The following is a 22,881-nucleotide window of genomic DNA, read 5'->3' as shown; positions in this document are numbered from 1 at the left end:
CGGCTCCCACCGAACCGAATGATATTCCGTTTAGATGGGAACAGGCTATCGTGTCGGCGTGTCGGGCAGGGAGCGACTAGCCTGGTTCGGATGCTGAGCCGGGTTGTCGTCGTCGTGTCCGCTGTGCTGGCCGTGGCCCTGGCGGGGCATCAGCTCATCCCGGCGCTGGGCGGATTCACCCCGGTGATGGAGAGCCTGTTGCCGTGGCTGGGCTGGATCGTCCCGCTGCTGCTCGCCGTGGCCCTCGTGGCACGTTCCAGGGCGGCCGCCCTGACGGCGTTGGTGCCGGGCGTGGTGTGGGCGGCGATGTTCGGCTCCACGCTGTTCCGCAGCCCGCCGGGCGGCCCGCACGACCTGGCCGTCGGCACGGTCAACGTGGGCGTGCGCAACAGCGCCTCCGGCGAGGCGGTGCGGGCCATCGCCAAGGAGCTCGACCTGCTGGCCGCCCAGGAGCTGACCAGCGGCGGGCCCGCGGCCAAGCAGCTCAACAAGATGTTCCGCTACCGCTACCCGGTCAGCACGGTCGGCCTGTGGAGCCGCTACCCGATCAGCGACACCAAGCCGCTCGACCTCGGCATGGGCTGGCCGCGGGGGCTGCGCGCGGTGGTCAGCACGCCCAAGGGCAAGGTGACCGTCTACGTGATGCACCTGGCCTCCGCCCGGCCCGGCGCCACCACCTCGCGCGACGCCTCGCTCGCGCAGGCGCGCAAGCTCATCGACGCCGACCCCAGCAAGCGGATCCTGCTGCTCGGCGACCTCAACACCGCCACCACCGACCGGGGCATGCGGGGGCTGACGCCGCCGCTGACCGACGCGCAGAGCACGGCGGGCAAGGGGTTCGGGTTCACCTGGCCGTCGGAGTTCCCGGTCACCCGGCCCGACCACATCCTGTTCAGGGGGATGACGGCCACCGAGGCAGGCGTGGCGCCGGCGACCGGCAGCGACCACCGGGCGGCCGTGGCCTCCCTACGTCTCTAGCAGGCGCAGGTCCTCGGGGGTGTCGATGTCGGCCGGGTCGCCGTGCGCGTCGCACGGCACCTCGGTGACCAGCTCCGGATGAGCCTTCATGTACGGCCTGGCCCCGACGTCGCCCACGGCCAGCTCCGCCACCCCGGCGAAGTGCTCCCAGGCGATCAGCACGGGGTTCCTGCGCCGCCCGCCATAGGTGGCGACTGCCAGCCCGGCGCCCGAGTCGATCAGCGCGCGCACCGCGCCCGACCTGATCAGCGGCTGGTCGACCAGCGCGACCACCACGGCCTCGGCCTGCTCGGGCAGCGCGGCCAGGCCCACCCGCAGGGAGGAGCCCATGCCGGTGGCCCAGGCGGGATTGCGCACGACGACGGCGCCGCGCACCTGCACGGTGGCCGCGCCGAGCACGACCACGACGGGGTGGCAGCCGCCGTCGGCGAGCAGCCGCACGCCCCGGTCCACCAGCCGCTCGCCCTCATACTCGACCAGCGCCTTGGGCGTGCCCAGCCGGGCGCCCCGGCCGGCCGCCAGCAGCAGCCCCGCGACCCTGCTCGCTTTCATGACACCTCGTGGTGGATACGGCCCTCTGTGCTGGACAGCGGGCGGCCCGAGCCGCCCCAGCGGAGCTGGATCAGCTCGGCGGCGATCGACACGGCCGTCTCCTCGGGGGTGCGCGCACCGAGGTCGAGGCCGATCGGCGATCTCAGCCTGGCCAGCTCGGTCTCGGTGAGCCCGGCCTCGCGCAACCGCGCGAGCCGATCCTCGTGGGTGCGGCGCGAGCCCATCGCGCCCACGTATCCGGCCTCGGTACGCAACGCCACCTCCAGCAGCGGCACGTCGAACTTGGGGTCATGGGTGAGCACGCAGATCACCGTACGCTCGTCCACCTTCACGGAGGTCAGGTAGTCGTGCGGCCACTTGACCACCACTTCGTCGGCGTCGGGGAACCGCTTCGGGGTGGCGAAGATCGGCCGGGCGTCGCAGACCGTGACATGGTAGCCGAGGAACTTGCCGACCTTGGCCACGGCGGCGGCGAAGTCGATCGCCCCGAAGACCAGCATGCGCGGCGGCGGCGCGAACGAGTGCACGAACACCGCCAGGTCGTCCAGCCGCCGCTCCCCCTGGCTGCCGTAGCGCCGCAGGCCGGTCAGGCCCTGGGCGAGCATGCCGCGGGCGTCGTCGTCCACGGCCTCGTCGAGCCGGGCCAGGCCGAGGGTGCCCGACGAGCGGTCCGGCCAGATGATCCGGCGGGCGCCGACCCGGCCGGGACCGGAGACGATGGTGGCCACGGTGACCGGCTCGTGCGCCTCCACCGAGGCCGCGACGTCGCCCAGTTCGGGGAACGTCTCGATCGAGACGGGCTCCACCAGGATGTCGATGATGCCGCCGCAGGTGAGCCCGACGGCGAACGCGTCGTCGTCGCTCACGCCGTACCGCTGCAGGATCGGGGATTCGATCTCGGCGGCCAGCTCGAACACGGCGCCCTCGACGCACCCGCCGGACACGCTGCCGACCACCTCGTCGCCGCGCACCGCCATGGCGGCACCCGGCGGCCTGGGCGCGCTGCTCCAGGTGCCCACCACCGTGGCCAGCCCGAACCGGAGCCCGGATCGCCACCACCGTATGATCTCCGGTAGCACGTCACGCATGGGCGAGCCTTTCGCTGAGTCGTTCGTAAGCGGCCAGGCTATGTCCCGCGACCAGATCGTCAAGATACGGGAGCGCGGCCCGCATGCCGCCGGTGAGCGGCTGGTAGTCCTCATACCCCTTGTGCGGGTTGACCCATATCACCCGGTGCGCCTGCCGGGCCAGTCTGGCCATCTGCGTGCCCAGCAGCTCCGGGTCACCGCGTTCCCAGCCGTCCGACGCGATCACGGCGACGGCCCCCCTGGCGCTGAACCGGGTGAGGTATTCCCTGAGCTCCTCGCCCAGCCGCGTGCCGCCGCTCCAGTCGGGGATGGCCTTGGACACCTCGTTCAGTGCGGTGTCCGGGTCGCGGTGCCGCAGCTCGGCGGTGATCGGGGTGAGCCGGGTGCCGACCGAGTAGACCCTGGTGGCCCTGGGCTCGCTCCTGACCAGCGCGTGGGCGAAGCGCAGCAGCGTCTCGGCGTAGGGCGCCATCGAGCCGCTGACGTCCACGAACAGCACGACCCTGCGCGGCCTGGTGGTGTGCCGGCGGTGCCGCAGCCGGGCCACCTCGCCCTTTTTGAGCGCGTCGCGGATGGTGCGGCGCTGGTCCAGCATGCCGCGGTGCGCCCCCTCGAACCGGCGCGAGCGACGCCGGGCCCGCCCCTCCTTCAGCATGGCGAGCATCCGGTGCACCTCGGCCCGCTCGGCCTCGCTCAGCCGGGCCACGTCGCGGTGCCGCAGCACCTCGATCCGGCTCGCCGTGGCGGTCGCCGCCGTCCCGTCGTCGTCCGCCCGCTCGCCCTCACCCTGCTCGGCCAGGTGCCGGGTGACGCTCGTGCTGCTCGTACGGGTCACGGCGGCCTTCCGCCCGCCGAAGTACGCGGCGAAGCAGCGGTCGTAGCGGGCCAGGTCGTCGGGCCCGGCGCACAGGGTGAGCCGCCCGGCCCAGTAGACCTCGGCGGGGTCGCTCACGTCGAGGTGGTCGAGCGCCCGCAGCATGTTCCGCGTCCGCTCGTGGTCGGCCGCCACTCCGGCCGCCCGCAGTGTCCTGGCGAACCCGGTGATGGTGGCGGCGAACCCGCCCAGGGAGGAGGACGAGGCCGAGCCGGCGTCCCCGGCCGCGGCCGGGATGCTGGTGGCCGGATCAGCCATGGGCGAGCAACCCGTTCCCGAGCACGGTGGCGACGTCCTCGCGGTATTTCAGCGCCGCCCCCAGCGTGGCCGCGGCCAGCCCGGGATCGAGCTCCTTCGCGCCCAGCGTGAGCAGCGCCTCGGTCCAGTCGAGCGTCTCGGCGACACCGGGCGGCTTGACCAGGTCGGCCTGCCGCAGCCGCGCGGCCGCCCCGGCCACCTGCCCGGCCAGCGTCTCGGTGCACTCGGGCAGGCGGCGCAGCAGGATGGCGACCTCGCGGTCGAAGCTGGGATGCTCCAGCCAGTGGTAGAGGCAGCGCCGCTTGAGCGCGTCGTGCACCTCGCGCGTCCGGTTGGAGGTCACCACGACCACCGGCGGTGTCCTGGCCTTGACCGTGCCGAGCTCGGGGATCGAGATCGTGAAGTCGGAGAGCACTTCGAGCAGGAACGCCTCGAACTCGTCGTCGGCCCGGTCGATCTCGTCCACCAGCAGCACGCTGGGCTGCGTCTCGATGGCCTTCAGCAGCGGCCTGGAGATCAGGAAGCGGCGGTCGTAGATCTCCCCTTCCAGCCTGCCCACGTCGGTGATCCCGGCGGCCTCGGCGGCTTTGAGGTGGAGAAGCTGGCGGGCGAAGTCCCAGTCGTACAGGGCCTGGGCCGCGTCCAGCCCCTCGTAGCACTGCAGCCGGATGAGCGGCGCCTGGAGCAGCGTCGCGAGCGTCTTGGCCAGCTCGGTCTTCCCGACCCCGGCCTCTCCTTCGAGGAAGAGCGGCCGCCCCATCCTCAGCGCGAGGAAGGCGGCCGTGGCGAGCCCTTCGTCGGCCAGGTAGGCGTGCCGGTCGAGCAGCTCGATGAGCTTGTCCGGCGACTCGATGTCCATCGTCGTGATTGTCCGCCGCAACACGCTTTCAGGCTACGTCTGACACCCGCCTCGGCGATATTCACCTCCGTACTTGATCGCTCACAGTAAGCTGCCGATCACCGTAAGAAAGGATCCTTCAGGCATGCCCCCCAGCCTTGACCACGAGATACCGCTGGAGATGCTCCGCCGCCGCCCCGACCTCGGCCTGGAGCTCCTGATCCGCGCCCTGGACGCGCACGGCGACGGCTACAGCGACGCCCGCGAGGAATCGGCGGGCGGGAGCCACCCGGTCCACGGCCCGATCATCTCCGTGAAAGGGCCGGACGGGGAAAGACGCCAGCTGATCATCGAGATCCGGCGCCGCTACGAACCCGAGCGGCTGTGGGCCTGGATCGGTCACGTCGGCGCTCTCATGGCGAGGGAGCGGTGCGGGGTCATCCTGCTGGTGGTCTGCCCGGACGAGGCCTCGGCCGCCGAATACCGCAAAGGCATCCAGCCGGCGGACTCCTACCTGCCCTTCGCCCCGCTGGTCCTCGGCCCCGAGCGCATGCCCCGCATCCAGGACCCGGAGGAGATCCGCGCCTTCCCCGAACTCGCGACCCTGTGCGCGGCCGCCCACGCCGACGACCTCGACACCGTACGCGCCGTCGCGAAGGCCCTGATCGCCGGCGACGAGGACTACGGCCTCTTCTACTACGACTACCTGCGCACGCAGCTCAGCGACGAGATCCGGACCAAAGTGGAGGACGCCATGATCGACCTCAACCAGCGCCTGCCCGACCGCTTCACCAAGCCCCTCGAAGACGCCGCCGAGGCACGCGGTGAAGCCCGCGGGGAGAAGCGCGGAAGGTCGCACGGAATGGCGCAGGGAATGGTGATCGGCGAAGTTCAGGGGCAGATCCGGTCGTTGCTCTCCGTGCTGGAGGCCCGCGGGCTCAAGGTCGACGAGAAGCACCGCGACGTCATCGACACCTGCGCGGACAGACACCGGCTCACCGCCTGGATCTTCGAGGCCGCCACCGCGGAGACGGCCGACGAGATCTTCGAGGCCGCCACCTGACGGCGTCCCCGGCGCAAGCGAAGGTTCCACGCCCCACTGGAGGACATCATGTACGACGTCACCCAACGCCTTCCCCACCACTTCACCAAGTCCCTCGAAGACGCCGCCGAGGCACGCGGCCAGGCGCGTGGAGAGCTGCGCGGAAGGGCGCAGGGGATGATGATCGGCGAGATCGAAGGCCGGGTCCGCGCGCTGCTCGTGGTGCTGGAAGCCCGCGGCCTGCAGATCAGCGAGGACTACCGCATCAAGATCGAGAGCTGCGTGGACAACTACCAGCTCACCGCCTGGATCGTGCACGCCATCACCGCGGAGACGGCCGACGAGGTCTTCGGCGAGGTGATCTGACGGTCTCCCGGAGCGGGCTAGCTCACCTCGCGGGCCTCCCCGCGCTCCCGGATCAGGGCCTCGAGTTCGGCCGTGGCCCGGCGGGCGCGGGGCTTTTCCGAGCCCTGGATGCCCATCGCCCCGATGGTGCGCCCGTCCGAGAAGTCGATCCTCGGCCACGGGTCGCCCACCAGGAGGGTGATGTCCAGGATCTCGGGCCAGGTGTAGCGGTGGGTGCGTACGGCGTTGACGATCGTGACACCCTGGTCGTCGGCCTCCACCCGCACCCGCCCCAGCAGGTGCAGCACGAACGCCACCGCGCACCCGAACGCCACGATCGCCAACCGGTCGGCCAGCGTGAACGGCTCGGCGATGAAGGCGGCCATGACCACCGCCCCCACCACGATCAGCACGGCGAAGCCGTAGGCGACGAACCTCCCCCGGCGCGGACGCCAGGTGACGGGCAGAGAGGGCGGGGACACGGACGTTGACACGAGGGAAACCTATCGCAGGTCAGTGCAGATTCCGCAGCAGAAGCGCGGTCTCCAGCGCGGCGATGGCCGACTCGTAACCTTTGTCCTCCTTACTCCCAGGTAGACCTGAACGGTCCAGGGCCTGGTCCAGCGTCTCGCAGGTCAGTACGCCGTTGCCGACCGGTGTCTCCTCGTCCAGCGAGATCCGGGTCAGACCCGAGGTCACCGAGTCGCAGACGTAGTCGAAATGGGCGGTCTCGCCCTTGATGACCGCGCCCAGGGCCACCACCGCGTCGCAGCGGCGGGCCAGCGCCTGGGCGACCACCGGGATCTCCAGCGACCCCGGCACCCGCACCACGGTCGCCGTGGCGCCGCTGTCGTCGCAGGCCTGCACGGCCCTGGCCACCAGCTGGTCGGTTATCTTGGCGTGCCAGCTGGCCGCCACCACCCCGACCGTCAGCCCCGCCGCGTCCGGCGCGACAGCCCCTGGCCGCCCTTCCCCGCTCATACGTCCTCCTCCGTCGGCCCCATGAGCGGGCCGAGGCCGTGTCCTGCTGATCGCCGGCTCATGAGGCCTCCGAGATGTCATGGCCGAGGCGGTCGCGCTTGGCCTTGAGGTATCGCTCGTTGTAGGGGTTCATGGCCACGGGCATGGGCTCGCGGCCGAGGACCTTGATGCCGTACCCGTCCATCCCCTTGAGCTTGGCCGGGTTATTGGTGAGCAGCCGCACCGACTTGACCCCGAGGTCGGCCAGGATCTGCCCGGCGTTGGAGAACTCCCGGGCGTCCACCGGCAGCCCCAGCTCCACGTTGGCGTCCACGGTGTCGTGGCCGTTGTCCTGCAGGTTGTACGCCTTGAGCTTGGCCAGCAGGCCGATCCCCCGGCCCTCGTGGCCCCGCAGATAGACGATCACCCCGCGGCCCTCGTGGGCGATGGCCGCCATGGCGTTGTCGAGCTGCACCCCGCAGTCACAGCGCAGCGAGCCGAACACGTCGCCGGTCAGGCATTCGGAGTGCGCCCTGACCAGGACGTTCTCGCCGCCCTCCAGGTCGCCGAAGACCAGGGCCACGTGCTCGCCGCCGTCCAGCGCGCTGGCGTAGCCGTAGACCCGCCACATGCCGTACACGTTGGGCAGCCGCGTCTCCGCGACCCTGGTGACCATGCTCTCGACCCGGCGCCGGTAGTCGACGAGCTGCTCGATCGACACGAGCGCCAGGTCGTGCTCGTCGGCGAAACGCCGCAACTGGGGCAGCCTGGCCATGGTGCCGTCGTCGTTGACCACCTCGGCCAGCGCGCCCGCCGGCGACAACCCGGCCAGCCTGGCCAGGTCCACCGCCGCCTCGGTGTGACCGCGCCGGGCCAGCACCCCGCCCTCCTGATAGCGCAGCGGAAAGATGTGGCCGGGGCGCACCAGCTCGTTGGGCTCGGTGGCAGAGTCGGCGAGGGTGCGGATGGTCCGCGCCCGGTCGGCGGCGGAGATGCCGGTGGAGACGCCGTCCCGGGCGTCCACGGTGATCGTGTACGCCGTGCGCATGCGTTCCTTGTTGTGGAAGACCATGAGCGGCAGGCCGAGCCGGTCGAGCTCCTTGCCGTCCATGGCCACGCAGATCATGCCGCTGGTGTGCCTGATCGTGAACGTGCACAGCTCGGGCGTGGCCTTCGCGGCGGCGAAGATGAGGTCGCCCTCGTTCTCCCGGTTCTCGTCGTCGACGACCACGACGGGCTTGCCGGCGCGGATGTCCTCGATGGCCCGCTCGATCGGGTCGAGCACGATGCCGGTCATGACGCCACCGCCACGGACAGCGGCGTGGAGCGGTATTCGCGCAGCCACTTGACGAACCCGATGAGGACCAGCACGAAGAACAGCCCGTAGACGGCCCCGGAGACCACCAGACCCGAACGGAACGCCAGCGGCACCCCGACCAGGTCCACCGCGACCCACACGATCCAGAAGTCCACCAGGGCCCTGCCCTGCGCCCAGGTGGCCATCGCGCTGCCGACGAAGATGTAGGCGTCCGCGGCCACCAGGAACGCGCCCTCCGGCAGCGGCACCTCGGCACCCCACGACAGGCCGGTGACGAAGAACAACCATCCGACCACGGCCGTGCCCACCACGACGCCGCCGATCAGCGTGGCCCGCTCCCACCCGTGGGCCGGGCGGACGGCCAGTTGCCTGCCGTCATGCGTGCCCCGCCGCCACGCCCACCAGCCGTAGACCGCCAGGATCGCGAACATGGCCTGCTTGAGCGCGTTTCCGGTGATGTGCGCGTTGATGGAGGCCACGAACAACAGCACCGAGCCGGTGAACTGCACCGGCCACGTCCACATCGACTTGCGGATGGCCAGCAGGACCGTCGACAGGGCGGCGATGTTGCCCACGAGGTCGGTCCACAACACATGCGTGCCGAATATGTCGAATCCGGCGTTGGCCCAGTTCACTGCCTGACCACCAGCCTCTCCACGTATTTCGCTATCACGTCGACCTCGATGTTCACGACGTCGCCGACCTGGCGCTCGCCCATCGTGGTCAGCTTCAGCGTGGTCGGGATGAGACTCACACCGAAGCTGTCGTCGTCAACCGTGGTGACCGTCAAGCTGATTCCGTCGATGGCGATCGAGCCCTTCTCCGCGACGTACGGGCTGATCGGTCCGGGGAGCGTGAAACGCAGGTCGTCCCAGTTTTCGCCGGGGTCTCTCGACAGCAGTACGGCGGTGCCGTCGACGTGGCCCTGCACGATGTGGCCGCCGAGGCGCTGGTCGGCGCGTACGGCCCGCTCCAGGTTCACCGACGACCCCTGGTCGAGCCCGCCCAGGGAGCTGCGGTCGAGCGACTCCCTGATCACGTCCACGGTGAAGACGTCGTCCTTGACCTCCACGACCGTGAGGCACACGCCGTTGACGGCGATCGAGTCGCCGTGCTTGGCGTCGGAGGTGACGACCGGGCCGCGCACCGACAGCAGGGCTCCGCCGCCCGCCTGGTCGATGGCCACCACTTCGCCTTTTTCCTCAATGATTCCGGTGAACATCACTGCTCCCTGCCTGGTTGGTGGGCCGGGCAATTAGCCGTACATCCGGCCCGATGGGGGAAATTTCGTCAAAAGTCAGTCGGTGGAGCTCGCCGATCGTGCTCACCCCGGCCGGGCCGAGCGCGGCCCGCCCGGAGCCGAGCAGCGCCGGTGCCAGGTACGCGACCACGCGGTCCACCAGCCCCTGCGCGACGAACGCGCCGGCCAGCGTCGGCCCGCCCTCCACGAACACGCTCACCACGTCGCGCGCCGCCAGCTCCCGCAGCAGGGCGTGCAGATCGAGGCCGGCGGCGTGCCGGGGCAGGCGGAGGAGGTCGGCCTTGAGCTCGGTCGCGGCGTCGTCGGCGACGGCGACGAGGGTGGGCGCCTGGTCGTCGAGCACCCTGGCGGACTGCGGCGTCCGGCCCTCGGTGTCGACCACGACCCGCAACGGCACCCGCCCACCCCGGCCCGCCCTCTCCCGCCCGCCCTCCGCCGCCGACCCCGAGCGGCCACGACCCGGACCCTCGACGGACCGCGCGGGGGTGTCGCCGAGCGGGGTGGAGAGATCGCTGATCGACGCGCCGGCGTCGGTTCCTGCGGTGGAGGCGCCGGTGAATGTGGTGCGGGGGTCAGGGGGCGGCGCGGTGGAGGCGCCCGCCGGTGCGTTGCCGGCGTCAGCGGGCGCGGTGCGGGCGTCGGCGGGTGGATTCGGGGTGGGGCGGGCGGTGAGGCGGGGGTCGTCGGCGAGCACCGTGCCGATGCCCGCCACGATCGCGTCCGCCGCGGCCCGCATCCGGTGCACGTCGGCCCGGGACTCGGCCGAGGTGATCCACTGGCTGGTGCCGTCGGCGGCGGCCGACCGGCCGTCCAGCGTGGCGGCGAACTTCCACGTCACATGTGAGCGCCCGAGCCGCGCGTAGGTGAGCCACTCCTCGTTGACCCGCTCCGCCGCGCCGGCCAGCACCCCCGAGATCACTTCCACCCCGTGCGCACGCAACCGCGCCACCCCGCCGGCGGCCTTCGGGGTGGGGTCCGCCACCGCGATGACCACGCGTGCGATCCCCGCGTCCAGCAGCGCCCGGCTGCACGGCCCCGTCCTGCCGGTGTGGTCGCAGGGCTCAAGTGTCACGTAGGCGGTGCCGCCCCGGGCCCGCTCCCCCGCCTCGGCCAGCGCGACGATCTCGGCGTGCGGCCCGCCCGCGTACGCGTGGAACCCCTCGCCCACGACCGATCCCGCGGCGTCGAGCACGACGCAGCCCACCACGGGGTTGGGGCTGGTGCTGCCGTGTCCGCGCCCGGCCAGCTCGACGGCACGGGCCATGTGCGCGGCGTCTCGCGCGGGTATCTCCACCCCGGGTCTCCTACCTGCCAGTAGCTTTCAAGCCACGGCGGGCCCCGGGGGATCCATGATGCGCATGAGCACCACGGCAGGCGTCCGGCTGGGACACCGGACACCTCGCGCGCTACCTCCCATCCGGACTTTAACCGTCGGTCCCGGAATTTCACCGGGTCAACCGGCCGATGGCATCGGCCGGGTCGCGGACTGTCACCGCCGGTTCGGAATTTCACCGACCCCGGAGCACGCTAGCTCTTCTTTCACTACCAGTTTGCCATGCCGCGGCACCCTATGGGCGACCGCCCCACCCCTAACAACCAAGCGCTCGCTTTAAGCGGCCATCAGGCGGCGGGCGCGACGGGCCGCCGGGGCGTACCGGACGTTGGCCGGGACCAGCCCGATCCCGGTGTGCAGGGTACGTAGCGTCGCGGTCGCCCACAGGTCGCCGACCGGCGTGGCGGGCAGCCCGTAGAGCCGGCGCGCCCAGCGCGGCAGCGTGGCGAACGCGAGCAGCGTCAGCGCCGGCAGCGCGGGCTTGAGCGGCGTCAGCATGCGCGGCAGCGGGGCGTTGACCGACAGGCGCAGCGGATGGGCCGCCTCGGGGACGAAGCGCAGACCTGGGCGTTCGGCGTGGATGTAGTCGCGCAGTTCGGCCACCGAGCCGGGAACGTCCTGCGGCTCCAGCCCCACCACCTCGGCCGCCCGCCGCCACTCCGCCACGAACCTGTCCGCCTCGTCGTCCGACAACCGCACCCCCGCCCGCCGGGCGACCGTCAGGTAGGAGTCCACCTCGCCGACGTGCACCCAGCGCAGGGCCGCGGGGTCGTCGAGGCGGAAGGTGACGCCGGTGTCGGGATCGTACGCGGTCAGCGTGGCGTGGATCTTACGCACCCGGCGGCCGGCCTGTTCGACCTCGGCGCAGGTGCCGTAGGTGCGCACGCCTACGAACTCGCTGGTCCGTACGAACCGGGACCACGCCTCGCTGGGATCCATGAACGCGGAGTTCTGCAGCACCCCGCGCATCGCCCGGGGATGCAGGCCCTGCATCAACAGCGCGCGGAACCCGCCCACGAGCTGGATCGGCTCGCCCATCACCCGCCACGTCACCGAGCGGGGCCCGAAGATCCCATGGTCGGTCATAAGCGAATGTTTACCCAGGTAACAGGAGGTTCAAGCACTTTGCCGGATGGCGGCGGCCCGCAGGTTGTCGATGGCGGCCACCGGGTCGGAGGCGCCGTAGACGGCGCTGCCCGCCACGAACACGTCGGCGCCCGCCTCGGCGCAGCGCCCGATGGTCTCGGCGTCCACCCCGCCGTCCACCTGCAACCAGATCCGGCCGCCGTGCCGCTCGATGAGCGCCCGCGCCCGCCGCACCTTGGGCAGCACCATGTCGAGGAACTTCTGCCCACCGAACCCCGGCTCCACGGTCATCAGCAGCAGCATGTCGACCTCGCTCAGCAGGTCTTCGTACGGCTCGACGGCGGTGGCCGGGTTGAGCGCGAGGCCCGCCCTGGCGCCGAGCGAGCGGATCTCGCGCAACGTCCTGACGGGAGCCTTGGACGCCTCCGCGTGGATGGTCACGCTGCCCGCCCCCGCCTCCGCGTAGGACGGCGCCCAGCGATCAGGCTCCGCGATCATGAGGTGGCAGTCGAGCGGCGTAGCGGTCGCCTTGCGCAACGCCTCGACCACCGGCAACCCGAGGGTGAGGTTGGGCACGAAGTGGTAGTCCATGACGTCGACGTGCAGCCAGTCGGCGTTCGGCACGGCGGCGGCCTCGTCGGCGAGCCTGGCGAAGTCGGCGGCGAGAATGCTGGGCGAGATCTGTACGGCCATGATGCGGCCAGTCTAGTGAACAGCGCGCGCCCACCTCGCCCGACACATCCCCCCGAGCCCACCGAACGCCCACCGACCACCCAGGACGGCGAAGAACATCGTCCCCGCGCCCCCGGCCCCCACGTGCCCCGGCCCTGCCCGCCGCCCGCCCTGCACACGGCCCAACCCGCACACCGCCCGCCCTGCACACGGCCCAACCTGCACGCCGCCCGCCCTACGCGCGACCCGCCCTGCACGCCGCCCGCCCTACACATGGCCCAACCCGCACGCCGCCCGACCTGTGCAGCGCCCGGTCGGCAGCCCGAAGGACCCGCGCTGCCGACGCGGGGCGAGGCGCGGTCAGCGGCGCTTGCGGAGCAGGGCCAGGAACATGGCGTCGGTGCCGTGCCGGTGCGGCCAGAACTGAGCGTGCGGGCCGACACCCAGGCCATCGACCTCCGGCAGGAAGGCGCGGGCGTCGAGCTGCTCGACGTCGTCCCTGCGCCGGACGACGTCCTCGACCACGACGCGGGTCTCGGCCAGATGCGGCGAGCAGGTGACGTAGGCCACGACGCCGCCCGGCCGCACGGCGTCCAGCGCGGTGCCGAGCAGCCGCCGCTGCAGCTTGCCCAGGTCGGCGATCCCGGCCGGATCGCGCCGCCACCGCGCCTCAGGCCGCCGCCGCAACGCGCCGAGCCCGGTGCAGGGGGCGTCGAGCATGACCCGGTCGAACACGCCCTCCCGCCAGGCGGGCACGGTGCCGTCGGCAGTGACCACCACCGCGTCCCTGGTCGTCTGCCACACCAGCCGCGCCCGGTGGTCCTGCACATCAGCGGCCACCAACCGCGCCCGACGCGCGGAGGCCGCCACGCCGGCGGGCCGCCGAGCCTCACCCGCCGGTCCAGCCGAGTCGCCGTAGGTGGCGATGGCGTCCAGCAGGCCGGCCTTGCCGCCTGGCCCGGCGCACATGTCCAGCCACCGCTCCTCCCCGTCCCCCTCGACGGGCACCCGGGTCAGGGCGAGAGCGACGAGCTGGCTGGCCTCGTCCTGCACCGCCGCCCGGGTCTCGGCCACGGCCGCGATCTGCCCGGGGTCCCCCTCGCGCAGGTAGGCGGCGTACGGGGAGTAGCGGCCTGGGTCGGCGCCCGCCTCCTCCAGCTCCGCCACCGAGCTGCGCCCGGGCCGCGCCACCAGCGTCACCAGCGGCCGGGCGTTGTCGGCGGCGAGCAGGTCGGCGAGCTCGTCCGGCCCGCCGAGGGCGTCCTGGAAGGCCGAGACGATCCACCGGGGATGCCCGTGAGCGATGGAGAGGTGGCCGACCGGGTCGTCGGCCGGGTCGGGCGCGACGATGGGCAGCCATTCGTCGAGCGTCCTGGAGCCGATCTTGCGCAGCACCGCGTTGGCGAACTTGGCGGCGCCCGGGCCGACGCGCAGGCGTACCAGATCGACGGTGGTGCCGACGGCGGCGTGCGGCGGCACGCGCATGCGCAGCAGCTGGTGGGCGCCGAGCCGCAGCGCGTCGCGCACGTCGGGGTCGGGCGCGCGGTCGCTGCACATCTCGATCACGGCGTCGTAGGTGCCGAGCCCGCGCAACGTCCCGTACGCGAGCTCGGTGGCCAGCGCCGCGTCACGACCCTTGATGCCCCGCTCGCGCAGCAGGCGCGGCAGCAGCAGGTTGGCGTACGCGTCCCGCTCGTCCACGGCGCGCATCACGTCGAAGGCCGCGTTACGTGCCTGATCGCGCACCGGTCTGCGCGGCCGACCGGCGCCGCTCCTGCCGCCGGCCCCGGGACCCCCCCTGGTCTTCATCCCTCAGACTTTCCTCATGGCTCGGGTGCCGGGCGTCCGGCCCGGTGGCTCCTTCACGTCGCGCGTCGCCCCCGCCCGGGGGCCGGCGCGGTCAGCCACCGAAGCTTTCCTTGCTTTCCGGGCGCACGCCACGGGCCCACTCCTCGGCGCCCATCACCCGCTTGCCCTGCGGCTGCACCTCGCTCAGCTGCACAACGTCGGTCGCCGTGCCGACCAGCACCCTCGCCTTCGTGGCGGCGATCTCCCCGGGCGCCAGCCGCTCCTCGGCGTCGGTCACCACGCGCACCGGCCCCAGCTTCAGCCGCTGCCCGCGGAACTCGCTCCACGCCCCCGGGTTGGGGGTGCAGGCCCGGATCAGCCGGTCGACGTGCATGGCGGGCTTGGCCCAGTCGACCTGGGCGTCGGCGACGGAGATCTTGGGGGCGAGGCTCACCCCGTCGGCCGGTTGCGGCCGGGCCTCCAGGGTGCCGTCCGCGACGCCGTCGAGGGTGGCGGCCAGCAGCCCCGCTCCTGAAACGGCCAGCCGCTCCAGCAGCGCCCCGCTGGTGTCGGAGGGGCGGATCTCCTCGGTGACCACGCCGTAGACGGGCCCCGCGTCGAGCTCCTTGACGATCTGGAACGTGCTGGCCCCGGTGATCTCGTCGCCGTGCAGGATCGCGTGCTGGACGGGAGCGGCCCCGCGCCAGGCGGGCAGGATCGAGAAGTGCAGATTGATCCACCCGTGCCGGGGTACGTCCAGCGCCGACTGCGGCAGCAGGGCGCCGTAGGCGACCACCGGGCAGCAGTCGACCTCCAGGGCGCGCAGCCGGTCGAGGAACTCCGGGGCGCCGGCCTTCTCCGGCCGGAGGATCTCGATGCCCGCCTCCTCCGCGAGCTCGGCCACCGGCGACGGATGGACCTTGCGCCCGCGGCCCGACTGCGCGTCGGGACGGGTGACGACCGCCACCACGTCGTGCCGCGGCGAGTCGATCAGCGTGCGCAGCGACGGCAACGCCGTCTCCGGGGTGCCCGCGAACACCAGACGCATGCTCTCAGAGCGCCTTTCCGCCGGTGACGTGGGGCGAGACCTTGACCACGGGAGCGGCCAGCCCGCTCCACTCGGCCTCACGCACGGCCTTCATGGCCAGCTTGCGCTGCTTGGGGTCCATCCGGTCGATGAACAGGACGCCGTCGAGGTGGTCGGTCTCGTGCTGGAAGCAGCGGGCCATCAGGTCGGTGCCCTCCAGCACGATCGGCTCGCCATGCATGTCGAAGCCCTTGGCCACGGCGCGGACGGCCCGCGGCGTCGGGAACGACAGCCCGGGGAAGGACAGGCAGCCCTCCTCGCCCTCCTCGTCGAGCTCCGGCGACAGGTCGAGGTCGGGGTTGATCAGGTGGCCGAGCTGCTCGTCCACGTAGTAGGTGAACACCCGCAGCCCGACGCCGATCTGCGGGGCCGCCAGGCCCGCGCCCGGCGCGTCCATCATCGTGTCGGTGAGGTCTTTGACCAGCTTGCGGAGCTCCTTGTCGAAATCGACCACCGGGGCTGCCGGGGTGCGCAGCACCGGATCTCCGAACAGCCGGATCGCCTGGATCGCCAAGGGGTCACTCCGTTTTCTCGAGCGTCGATCAGGCCAGTTTAGTGTGTTCCAGGGTGCGGGCCTTCATCGCGGCCTTGCGCGCCGCCTTGACCACGGCCTGGTCGTCGTGGGCGGTGGCGAGCATGTCGAGCACCGCGATCGTGTCGGGATGCCCGACCGCGGACATCTCGTCGACCAGCTTGATCAGGTCTTCTCCCGGCTCCGGCGGGTCGAGCCGGCCCGCCGCGGAGCCGGACAGGTGCAGCAGGGCCGCCAGGGAGTCGACGGCGATCCAGGTGTGGTCCTCGGGGCTGAGCGGCGGCGCGTCGAGGTCGCGGATGTGCAGCCAGGAGGCGGCGTAGCGGCGCATCAGCGGGTCGTCGAGCGCCTGCCTGACGGGGGCCTCGGCCTCCGGGCCGAGCTCCTCCAGGATGGCCCCGACCGTGCCGCGCTGGCCCGCGGTGCCGGACGCGGCGATCTCGATCAGGTCGCGGGCGGCCGACTCGGGGGAACGGCGCTCCAGCCAGCCGGCCACGGCGCTCTGCGTGGCCACGCCCTTGACCAGCTGCTCGACCAGCTCGGCCGCCGACAGGTCGGCGAACACCTCCACCTCGGCCGTGGTCGGCGCGTCGTGCCCCTCGCGCAGCAGGTCGCGCCGGACGGCCCAGACCCCGAGCGGGGTCAGCACCGTACGGCCGGCGGCGGTCTGCTCGACCAGGCCGCAGTAGGTCAGCAGCGACAGCGCTTCGAGCAGCTCGGCGGGCAGCGCGGCGGCCAGTTTGCGCATCTCGGTCTGGCCGGGGGCGCAGGCGACCTCGTGGGACTGGAGGATGCCGCGGGCGAGGTTGACGGTGGCGACGCCGGAACGCACGGAGTAGATCGTGGCGAGCATCTCGGCCAGGTGCCCGTCGACCACGGCGGAGCCGGTGAGGCCCTCGTCGGCGCGGTCGAGCACGTCCATGACCACGCCGTCCCAGAACTCCAGCGTGGCCTCGACGGTGAGCTGCATCGACAGCGGCCCCCTGGAGGCGCGCCCGCCGAGGATCTGCAGCAGCCCGGTGTTGACGGCGACGATCCAGAGCAGCCGCAGCCGGGCGGCGGGCAGGCCCAGCTCGGCGGCGGCGGCCGCGGCGTCGGCGGCGCTCAGGTGACCGCCGGGGGCGACCTCGCGGGTGCCCGTCCAGGTGGTGAGCCGGATGGCGTCGGCCACGAGGGGGACCGCGGGCACCGCGGCGGCCAGCTCCGCGTCTGGCGCGAGCAGCACCGGCGGGAAGGTCAGCGCCTCGTGCTCCAAGGCGGTCTCCTCAAGAGGCCGTACGGGCACGGCGGCCTGCTCATCGATCAGCTTGCGCAGCTCGGCGAGGTCGAAGACGTTGTTGGCCACCCACGAAACTTACTGCACACAGGTCACATCGGCGTACTCAACGGATGGCACGGGAGCGGGCTTTGAACGCGGCCTTGCGTGCCGCCTTGGCCACCGTGCCGTCCGGTATGGAACGTCCGAGCAGTTCGAGAACCTCGACCACGTCGGGATGGTCGACCCGCCACATCTCCTCGATCATGTGGGCGGGCGGGCCGGAGGCGGCCATGTTCTCGGCGAAGATCTCGGGGTCCTCCTCGGCCGCGGGCATCGCCAGGGCGAGCATGTCGACGCTGACCCAGAGCGCCTCCTCGTGGGTGAGCGGCGGCGCGGGCAACCCCCTGGCGGTCAGCCAGTGGATGACGTGCGGCCGCAGCTCCTGGTCGTCGAGGTGGTCGCGCACCTGCGGCTCCGCCTGGAGGTCCAGCCGGTCGACGATGGTGATCGCGATGCCGCGGGCCACGGCGGGCGCGCCCGAGGCGGCGGTCAGCAGCTCGGCCGCGGCCTCGCCGGGTGCCCGGCCGGCCAGCCAGCTGCTGATGTCGCGCTCGGCGAGCTCGGTCGGCACGCCTTCGAGCAGCCCCTGGATGAGGCCGAGCGCGTCGGCCTCGGCCAGGTCAGGGGCCTGCGGGGCGTCGAGCCCGAGCGAGAGGTAGTGCTCGCGCAGCCCCCAGACGGCCAGCGGCGTGAGCTCCGCGGTGTCGCCGGTGAGCTTGATCATGCCGTGCCAGGCCAGCCGGTCGAGCACCGTGGCCAGGTCGATCTCGCCCTCGTCGGCGAGCTCCAGGAGGTAGTCGCCGATGACGCCGACCGGCACCCCCACCTGCAGCCGGTAGAGCATGTCGAACAGGTCGTAGAGCCCCTCGTCGAGCTCGGCCGCCCCGGTGACGTCGCCGCCCGCGCCGGGGTCGAGCAGGTGGGCGACGTCCGCCGCCCACACCCGCAGCGGCGCGGCGGAGCCGGGCGGCGGCGGGCGCTCGGCCAGCCTCGGCACGCCCGCCAGCGCGGCGACCAGCTCCTCCTCCGAGGGCAGCCGCACGGCGGGCAGCGGCGTGCACCCGGGGCAGTCGCAGGGCGCCTCGCCCAGGTCGGGCACCTCACCGGAGGGGATGGCGACCGACTGCTCAAGCGACTCGGGCCCGATGGAGCTGAACAGGCTCTTGGCCATGCCGAAGTTCGCCGGGTCGGCGAGGGCCGCCCCCATGCGCGGGGCGATGTCGTCGAGCCTGTCACGCATCGACGACGCCGCCGTCTCGCTCACGGCGCCTGCCTGGCTGAGGTAGTCGACCAGCGTACGGGCGGCGGCGACGGTCTCCGGCGCGCTCTCCGGGGGCGCGATGACCTTGCGCGGGTAGATGGACAGCAACAGCTCGTCGAAGGTCTCGGGAGCGAAGTCACCAAGTTCGTTGACGTTGAGGTAGTCGCTGGCGTAGTCGCAGAGCAGGCGGACCTCGTCCGCGTCCACTTCGACTTCCCGCGCGCGCCCCCAGGCGCGCAGGTCGTCGATGGCCTGGTTCACCCATTCGATCGACACAGGGGCACGCTAACGGCTGGTCTCCAGATGAGCGAATCGGGGAAACGGTCTAAATCAGGTCGAGCGGGTCGACACTCACCCTCACGACATCTGGCGTCTTACGCGCCGCGCGTACCCCACTGGCCCCTTTCAGCGCGGCGGACAGGGCCGCGCCGGCGCCGCGGCGTACCCGGATCATGGCGCGTTCCTGGCCGGACTCGTCCACCGGCACGGGGCCGAGCACCTGGGCCTCGGGCGGGAGGCGCAGCTCGTCGAGCATCTGCCTGACCGCGCTCGCCACCCCCGTCAGCGTCGCCATCCGCACCGCGGGAGGGAACCCCAGCTCGGCGCGGTCGCCCAGCTCACGCTCGGCGTGCGTGACGGGATCCCAGCGCAGCAGGGCCTGTACGGAGGGCAGCCCGGCGTCGGCGAGCACCACCAGCTCGGCGGCGGGGCGGAGCAGGGCGGCGGCGTTCATCCAGCGGCGCACGGCCTCCTCCGCGGCCCGCAGGTCGGCCCGGCCGAGCAGCGCCCACGCGTCCAGCAGCACGGCCGCCGCGTAGCCGCCCTCGGCCACGGGTTCGGCGCCCGGGGTGGCCACCACGAGCGCGCGGGCGGCCGGTACGACGGCCAGCACGCCATCACGGCCCGACGTGCGCACCGGCACCGAGGGGAAGGCCCGGCCGAGCTCCTCCGCCGTGCGCCTGGCACCGGTGACGACCGCGCGCAGCCGGGGACTACCGCAGGACGGGCAGCGCCAGGCGGCGTCCACCCGGCCGCACCAGCGGCAGTAGGGGGCCGCGTGGCCGCTCCGCAGGGCGAGCGGGCCGTGGCAGGAGGCCCTGTGCCCGCCCGGCGAGTCCTCCTGCTCCGTGTCCAGCGCGAGCGTGGCCGTGCGGGTCGGGGGCAGAACGCAGCGGGCGGGGGCGCGGCAGTGCCGGCAGGCCAGCGCGGGCAGGTAGCCGCGCCTGGGCACCTGCACCAGCACGGGCCCGCTCTCCAGGCCGTGGCGCAGTGCCCGCCAGGCGATGCTGGGCAGCCGGGCCTGGCGGGCCGCCTGGTCCTTGGCCAGCTCCGCGTCCTCGCCCGCGGGGCGGACCCGGGGGGCCAGGCTCCTGATCGTCGTACGGGCGGCCACGATCGGCCTGGCCCAGCGGCCGGCGACGAGCTGGGTGGCCTCGGCGGTGCGCGCGTAGCCGCCGATCAGCATGGCGGCACCGGTCCGAAGGGCCCGCAGGCCCAGCACCTCGCGGGCGTGCGGGTAGGGGGCCAGGCGCTCGGCGTGCAGGTCGTCACCGTCGTCCCAGACGGCCACCAGGCCGAGGTCCGCTACGGGGGCGAACATGGCGGCCCTGGTGCCGACGACGGCGCGTACCTGGCCTCTGAGCACCTTCAGCCAGCGCCGGTAGCGCTCGGCGGGGCCGAGGTCCGCGGTGAGCGCCACGTGGCCGCCGGGGCCGAGCACCCGCTCGAACTCGCCGTCGGCCAGCGCCACGTCCTTGCCGTCCGGGACCACGACGAGCGCGCCCCTGCCGCCGTCCAGCGTCGCCCGTACGGCCTCGGCCATCGCCCGCGCCCATCCCCCGGCGCCGGGCAGGGCCGACCACACGGCGCGGGGCGCGCGGCCACTCCGCAGGGCGTCCAGGAACGAGGGCCCGGTCGGGTACGCCTCCCAGGCCGACTCCCCCGGCACCGGCACGGGGGGCTGCGGTTCGGCGGCTTCGGAGGGCTCCGACTCGGCCTTGGCGTGCCGGGGCGGGACGGCCAGGCGCAGAACGTCGGCCAGCGTGCCCGCGTACCGGTCGGCGACCGCCCTGGCCAGCCCCGCGATCTCCGGCGTGAGCACCCGTTCCGCGGACACCACCCGTTCGAGCGGCATCAGCCTGCCCTCGTGCTCGCTCTCGCCGACCCGCTCCAGCAGGAACCCGTCGGTCAGCTTGCCCGCGAACCGCACACGTACGCGCACCCCTGGCTCGGCCGTCTCGTGCATCGAGGCGGGCACCAGGTAGTCGAAGGGGCGGTCGAGGTGTGGCAGCGGGTTGTCCACCGCGACCCTGGCCACCGGCCGCTCTGGGGCGGGCACGGGGGCGCCCTTGGTGTCCTTCGACGACGCTGGGGGCCGCACGGCGTCGAGCGGCAGCAGCGCGTCGTCGGAGTCGGTCACGCATAACGTCTACCAGAACCCGCCGCCCGGAAAGGCCCACCTCTCACCCGGCGCAAACGACGATCTCCGCAGCGTGTCCCGCCAGGCAAGCACGCCGAACACCCGCCCGGCCCCCAGGCAAGCCAACGTCCACCCGCCCCCGGACCACAGGCACCAGGCAATTGACGTCCGCCCCGCCCGGCCCCAGGCGTCAGATCGCTCAACGCCCGCCCGGCCCCAGGCGAATCAACGTCCGCCCGGCCCCGCCCACACAGGCACCAGGCAACTCGACGTCCGCCCCGCCCACAGGCATCAGGCGGCTCGACGTCAGCCCGATCGGAGGAGCAGGCACCCTGAGCACGCGCGGCCGGACGCGACCGGCGAGCCGGAGCGGAGGTCGCCGGGCACGCGGCGTCGAGGCTCCGGCGAGCGCTCGCGCCACCGGCACCGCCCCGATGGCGGCAGGCAACCCGGATGGCAGCAGGCGACGGCCCGCCGGACGGCACCCACCAGACGGCGGGCGTCACCAGCGGGCCGGTGTCGTCATCAGCGGCCATGCCAGGGGCCGCCGGTTGCCGGGCAGGACCGCGACCCGCCTGCCCGCACCGCCACCGGCCTGCCCGCACCGCAACGGCACCCTAAGGCCGGCGGCCGTGCGCAGGGAATCGGCTACAGGCCGGCGGCCGTACGCAGGGACTCGGCGCGGTCGGTGGACTCCCAGGAGAAGCCCTCGCGGCCGAAGTGACCGTAGGCGGCGGTCTCCGAGTAGATCGGGCGCAGCAGGTCGAGGTCGCGGATGATGGCGGCGGGCCGCAGGTCGAACACCTGGAGCACGGCGCTCTGGATCTGCTCCACCGGCAGCTTCTCCGTACCGAAGCACTCCACGAACAGCCCCACCGGCTGAGCCTTGCCGATCGCATAGGCCACCTGCACCTCGCACCGGTCGGCGAGCCCGGCGGCCACGACGTTCTTGGCGACCCAGCGCATGGCGTAGGCGGCCGAGCGGTCGACCTTGGAAGGGTCCTTGCCGGAGAAGGCGCCGCCACCGTGGCGGGCCATGCCGCCGTAGGTGTCGATGATGATCTTGCGGCCGGTGAGCCCGGCGTCGCCCATCGGACCGCCGATCTCGAAACGCCCGGTCGGGTTGACCAGCAGGCGGTAGCCGTCGGTCGCGATGTCGAGGCCCGCGAGCACGGGGTCGACCACGTGCTCCTTGATGTCGGGCGCCAGCATCTCCTTGAGGTCGATCTCGGCCGCGTGCTGCGTGGAGACGACCACGGTGTCGAGGCGGATCGGCGTGTCGCCGTCGTATTCGATGGTGACCTGGGTCTTGCCGTCGGGGCGCAGGTAGGGCACCGTGCCGCTCTTACGCACCTCGGACAGGCGCTGCGCCAGCCGGTGGGCCAGCGTGATCGGCAGCGGCATCAGCTCGGGGGTCTCGCGGCAGGCGAAGCCGAACATGAGGCCCTGGTCTCCGGCGCCCTGCCGGTCGAGCTCGTCGACGTCGCCGTCGACCCGGTGCTCGTAGGCGTCGTCGACGCCCTGGGCGATGTCGGGCGACTGCGCGCCGATGGACACCGACACGCCGCAGGAGGCGCCGTCGAAGCCCTTGTGCGAGGCGTCGTAGCCGATCTCCAGGATCTTCTCCCGGATGACGCCGGGGATGTCGACGTAGGTCTCGGTCGTGACCTCGCCTGCGACGTGAACCTGGCCGGTAGTGATCATCGTCTCGACGGCGACCCGGCTCCTCGGGTCGTCCTTGAGCATGGCGTCGAGAATCGCGTCACTGATCTGGTCGGCGATCTTGTCCGGGTGGCCCTCTGTGACCGACTCGGAGGTGAACAGGCGACGTGACAACTCAGTGGCTCCTCATGCAGCGGCTGCTGACGAAT

At 72.6% G+C, this 22,881-nt stretch carries 22 protein-coding genes and 1 riboswitch; of the genes, 3 read left to right on the top strand and 19 right to left on the bottom strand.

Annotated features, from left to right (window positions below; all coding sequences use genetic code 11):
* Positions 1 to 90: 90 nt before the first annotated feature.
* Positions 91 to 978, top strand: a complete 888-nt coding sequence (locus BLS95_RS10120; protein WP_090930656.1) for an endonuclease/exonuclease/phosphatase family protein — start codon at positions 91 to 93, stop codon at positions 976 to 978.
* On the opposite strand, the gene BLS95_RS10115 is transcribed toward BLS95_RS10120, so the two are convergent.
* From BLS95_RS10115 to BLS95_RS10100, 4 genes are read right to left on the bottom strand one after another with little or no spacing between them, the layout of a single operon-like run.
* Positions 967 to 1,530 carry a nucleotidyltransferase family protein gene (locus BLS95_RS10115; RefSeq protein WP_090930655.1) on the bottom strand — a complete coding sequence of 188 codons (564 nt, stop codon included), beginning with the start codon at positions 1,528 to 1,530 and terminating at the stop codon, positions 967 to 969. The two genes, BLS95_RS10120 and BLS95_RS10115, sit on opposite strands and share 12 nt — an antisense overlap.
* A complete protein-coding gene (locus BLS95_RS10110; RefSeq protein ID WP_090930654.1) occupies positions 1,527 to 2,618 on the bottom strand; it encodes an XdhC family protein in 1,092 nt (363 codons plus the stop codon). The genes BLS95_RS10115 and BLS95_RS10110 overlap by 4 nt, the downstream gene beginning before the upstream one ends.
* A complete protein-coding gene (locus tag BLS95_RS10105) occupies positions 2,611 to 3,750 on the bottom strand; it encodes a vWA domain-containing protein (protein WP_090930653.1) in 1,140 nt (379 codons plus the stop codon). Before BLS95_RS10105 ends, BLS95_RS10110 begins: the two co-directional genes overlap by 8 nt.
* Positions 3,743 to 4,633 (bottom strand): AAA family ATPase, encoded by an 891-nt coding sequence (locus BLS95_RS10100; protein ID WP_425434711.1) that lies wholly within the window; start codon positions 4,631 to 4,633, stop codon positions 3,743 to 3,745. The genes BLS95_RS10105 and BLS95_RS10100 overlap by 8 nt, the downstream gene beginning before the upstream one ends.
* A gap of 100 nt (positions 4,634 to 4,733) precedes the next feature.
* Between BLS95_RS10100 and BLS95_RS10095 the strand changes: the two genes are divergently transcribed.
* Together BLS95_RS10095 and BLS95_RS10090 are read left to right on the top strand one after the other, a co-directional pair.
* Positions 4,734 to 5,651: a hypothetical protein gene (locus BLS95_RS10095; protein ID WP_090930651.1), complete on the top strand. Its 918-nt coding sequence runs from the start codon at positions 4,734 to 4,736 to the stop codon at positions 5,649 to 5,651.
* A 48-nt stretch (positions 5,652 to 5,699) separates the two neighbouring features.
* Complete coding sequence (locus BLS95_RS10090) at positions 5,700 to 5,996, top strand: hypothetical protein (RefSeq protein ID WP_090930650.1); 297 nt, start codon at positions 5,700 to 5,702, stop codon at positions 5,994 to 5,996.
* 17 nt (positions 5,997 to 6,013) lie between these two features.
* Here the strand turns inward: BLS95_RS10090 and BLS95_RS10085 are convergent, their stop codons facing one another.
* The 15 genes from BLS95_RS10085 to metK all read right to left on the bottom strand — a co-directional run bounded on the left by BLS95_RS10085 (position 6,014) and on the right by metK (position 22,846).
* Positions 6,014 to 6,469 (bottom strand): PH domain-containing protein, encoded by a 456-nt coding sequence (locus BLS95_RS10085; protein WP_090930649.1) that lies wholly within the window; start codon positions 6,467 to 6,469, stop codon positions 6,014 to 6,016.
* Positions 6,470 to 6,488: 19 nt separating this feature from the next.
* Positions 6,489 to 6,956 carry a 6,7-dimethyl-8-ribityllumazine synthase gene (gene ribH, locus BLS95_RS10080; RefSeq protein ID WP_090930648.1) on the bottom strand — a complete coding sequence of 156 codons (468 nt, stop codon included), beginning with the start codon at positions 6,954 to 6,956 and terminating at the stop codon, positions 6,489 to 6,491.
* Positions 6,957 to 7,014: 58 nt separating this feature from the next.
* Complete coding sequence (locus BLS95_RS10075) at positions 7,015 to 8,232, bottom strand: bifunctional 3,4-dihydroxy-2-butanone-4-phosphate synthase/GTP cyclohydrolase II (RefSeq protein WP_090930647.1); 1,218 nt, start codon at positions 8,230 to 8,232, stop codon at positions 7,015 to 7,017.
* Complete coding sequence (locus BLS95_RS10070; RefSeq protein WP_090930646.1) at positions 8,229 to 8,888, bottom strand: nicotinamide mononucleotide transporter family protein; 660 nt, start codon at positions 8,886 to 8,888, stop codon at positions 8,229 to 8,231. The genes BLS95_RS10075 and BLS95_RS10070 overlap by 4 nt, the downstream gene beginning before the upstream one ends.
* Positions 8,885 to 9,475 carry a riboflavin synthase gene (locus BLS95_RS10065; protein ID WP_090930645.1) on the bottom strand — a complete coding sequence of 197 codons (591 nt, stop codon included), beginning with the start codon at positions 9,473 to 9,475 and terminating at the stop codon, positions 8,885 to 8,887. Before BLS95_RS10065 ends, BLS95_RS10070 begins: the two co-directional genes overlap by 4 nt.
* On the bottom strand, positions 9,456 to 10,808 hold the full coding sequence (gene ribD, locus BLS95_RS10060; protein ID WP_245764961.1) for a bifunctional diaminohydroxyphosphoribosylaminopyrimidine deaminase/5-amino-6-(5-phosphoribosylamino)uracil reductase RibD: 1,353 nt from the start codon (positions 10,806 to 10,808) through the stop codon (positions 9,456 to 9,458). The genes BLS95_RS10065 and ribD overlap by 20 nt, the downstream gene beginning before the upstream one ends.
* A gap of 105 nt (positions 10,809 to 10,913) precedes the next feature.
* A riboswitch (FMN riboswitch) is annotated at positions 10,914 to 11,044 on the bottom strand.
* A 79-nt stretch (positions 11,045 to 11,123) separates the two neighbouring features.
* A complete protein-coding gene (locus BLS95_RS10055; RefSeq protein WP_090930644.1) occupies positions 11,124 to 11,933 on the bottom strand; it encodes an oxygenase MpaB family protein in 810 nt (269 codons plus the stop codon).
* Between the two features lie 30 nt (positions 11,934 to 11,963).
* Complete coding sequence (rpe, locus tag BLS95_RS10050; protein WP_090930643.1) at positions 11,964 to 12,626, bottom strand: ribulose-phosphate 3-epimerase; 663 nt, start codon at positions 12,624 to 12,626, stop codon at positions 11,964 to 11,966.
* A gap of 339 nt (positions 12,627 to 12,965) precedes the next feature.
* The gene (locus BLS95_RS10045) at positions 12,966 to 14,414 is read right to left on the bottom strand and encodes an RsmB/NOP family class I SAM-dependent RNA methyltransferase (protein WP_090930642.1); all 1,449 of its coding nucleotides are present in this window, start codon (positions 14,412 to 14,414) and stop codon (positions 12,966 to 12,968) included.
* A gap of 91 nt (positions 14,415 to 14,505) precedes the next feature.
* Positions 14,506 to 15,441: a methionyl-tRNA formyltransferase gene (gene fmt, locus BLS95_RS10040; RefSeq protein WP_090930641.1), complete on the bottom strand. Its 936-nt coding sequence runs from the start codon at positions 15,439 to 15,441 to the stop codon at positions 14,506 to 14,508.
* A gap of 4 nt (positions 15,442 to 15,445) precedes the next feature.
* On the bottom strand, positions 15,446 to 15,994 hold the full coding sequence (gene def / locus BLS95_RS10035) for a peptide deformylase (RefSeq protein ID WP_090930640.1): 549 nt from the start codon (positions 15,992 to 15,994) through the stop codon (positions 15,446 to 15,448).
* 28 nt (positions 15,995 to 16,022) lie between these two features.
* Complete coding sequence (locus tag BLS95_RS10030) at positions 16,023 to 17,357, bottom strand: hypothetical protein (RefSeq protein WP_090930639.1); 1,335 nt, start codon at positions 17,355 to 17,357, stop codon at positions 16,023 to 16,025.
* A 37-nt stretch (positions 17,358 to 17,394) separates the two neighbouring features.
* A complete protein-coding gene (locus BLS95_RS10025) occupies positions 17,395 to 18,867 on the bottom strand; it encodes a hypothetical protein (protein ID WP_090930638.1) in 1,473 nt (490 codons plus the stop codon).
* A gap of 49 nt (positions 18,868 to 18,916) precedes the next feature.
* Positions 18,917 to 21,010 (bottom strand): primosomal protein N', encoded by a 2,094-nt coding sequence (locus tag BLS95_RS10020; protein ID WP_090930637.1) that lies wholly within the window; start codon positions 21,008 to 21,010, stop codon positions 18,917 to 18,919.
* 648 nt (positions 21,011 to 21,658) lie between these two features.
* Positions 21,659 to 22,846: a methionine adenosyltransferase gene (gene metK, locus BLS95_RS10015; RefSeq protein ID WP_090930636.1), complete on the bottom strand. Its 1,188-nt coding sequence runs from the start codon at positions 22,844 to 22,846 to the stop codon at positions 21,659 to 21,661.
* Between the last annotated feature and the right edge of the window lie 35 nt (positions 22,847 to 22,881).

Source organism: Nonomuraea jiangxiensis (assembly GCF_900099965.1).
In the GTDB taxonomy this organism is placed as follows: domain Bacteria; phylum Actinomycetota; class Actinomycetes; order Streptosporangiales; family Streptosporangiaceae; genus Nonomuraea; species Nonomuraea jiangxiensis.
Note: the sequence above shows the minus strand (reverse complement) of the source record. Positions and strands in the feature narration are given on the sequence as shown.

Bases quoted from the DNA above. Each gene is read 5' to 3' on its own strand.
- BLS95_RS10120 (WP_090930656.1), top strand. From the start codon at position 91: ATGCTGAGCCGGGTTGTCGTCGTCGTGTCCGCTGTGCTGGCCGTGGCC.
- BLS95_RS10115 (WP_090930655.1), bottom strand. From the start codon at position 1,530: ATGAAAGCGAGCAGGGTCGCGGGGCTGCTGCTGGCGGCCGGCCGGGGC.
- BLS95_RS10110 (WP_090930654.1), bottom strand. From the start codon at position 2,618: ATGCGTGACGTGCTACCGGAGATCATACGGTGGTGGCGATCCGGGCTC.
- BLS95_RS10105 (WP_090930653.1), bottom strand. From the start codon at position 3,750: ATGGCTGATCCGGCCACCAGCATCCCGGCCGCGGCCGGGGACGCCGGC.
- BLS95_RS10095 (WP_090930651.1), top strand. From the start codon at position 4,734: ATGCCCCCCAGCCTTGACCACGAGATACCGCTGGAGATGCTCCGCCGC.
- BLS95_RS10090 (WP_090930650.1), top strand. From the start codon at position 5,700: ATGTACGACGTCACCCAACGCCTTCCCCACCACTTCACCAAGTCCCTC.
- ribH (WP_090930648.1), bottom strand. From the start codon at position 6,956: ATGAGCGGGGAAGGGCGGCCAGGGGCTGTCGCGCCGGACGCGGCGGGG.
- BLS95_RS10075 (WP_090930647.1), bottom strand. From the start codon at position 8,232: ATGACCGGCATCGTGCTCGACCCGATCGAGCGGGCCATCGAGGACATC.
- BLS95_RS10065 (WP_090930645.1), bottom strand. From the start codon at position 9,475: ATGTTCACCGGAATCATTGAGGAAAAAGGCGAAGTGGTGGCCATCGAC.
- BLS95_RS10055 (WP_090930644.1), bottom strand. From the start codon at position 11,933: ATGACCGACCATGGGATCTTCGGGCCCCGCTCGGTGACGTGGCGGGTG.
- rpe (WP_090930643.1), bottom strand. From the start codon at position 12,626: ATGGCCGTACAGATCTCGCCCAGCATTCTCGCCGCCGACTTCGCCAGG.
- BLS95_RS10045 (WP_090930642.1), bottom strand. From the start codon at position 14,414: ATGAAGACCAGGGGGGGTCCCGGGGCCGGCGGCAGGAGCGGCGCCGGT.
- fmt (WP_090930641.1), bottom strand. From the start codon at position 15,441: ATGCGTCTGGTGTTCGCGGGCACCCCGGAGACGGCGTTGCCGTCGCTG.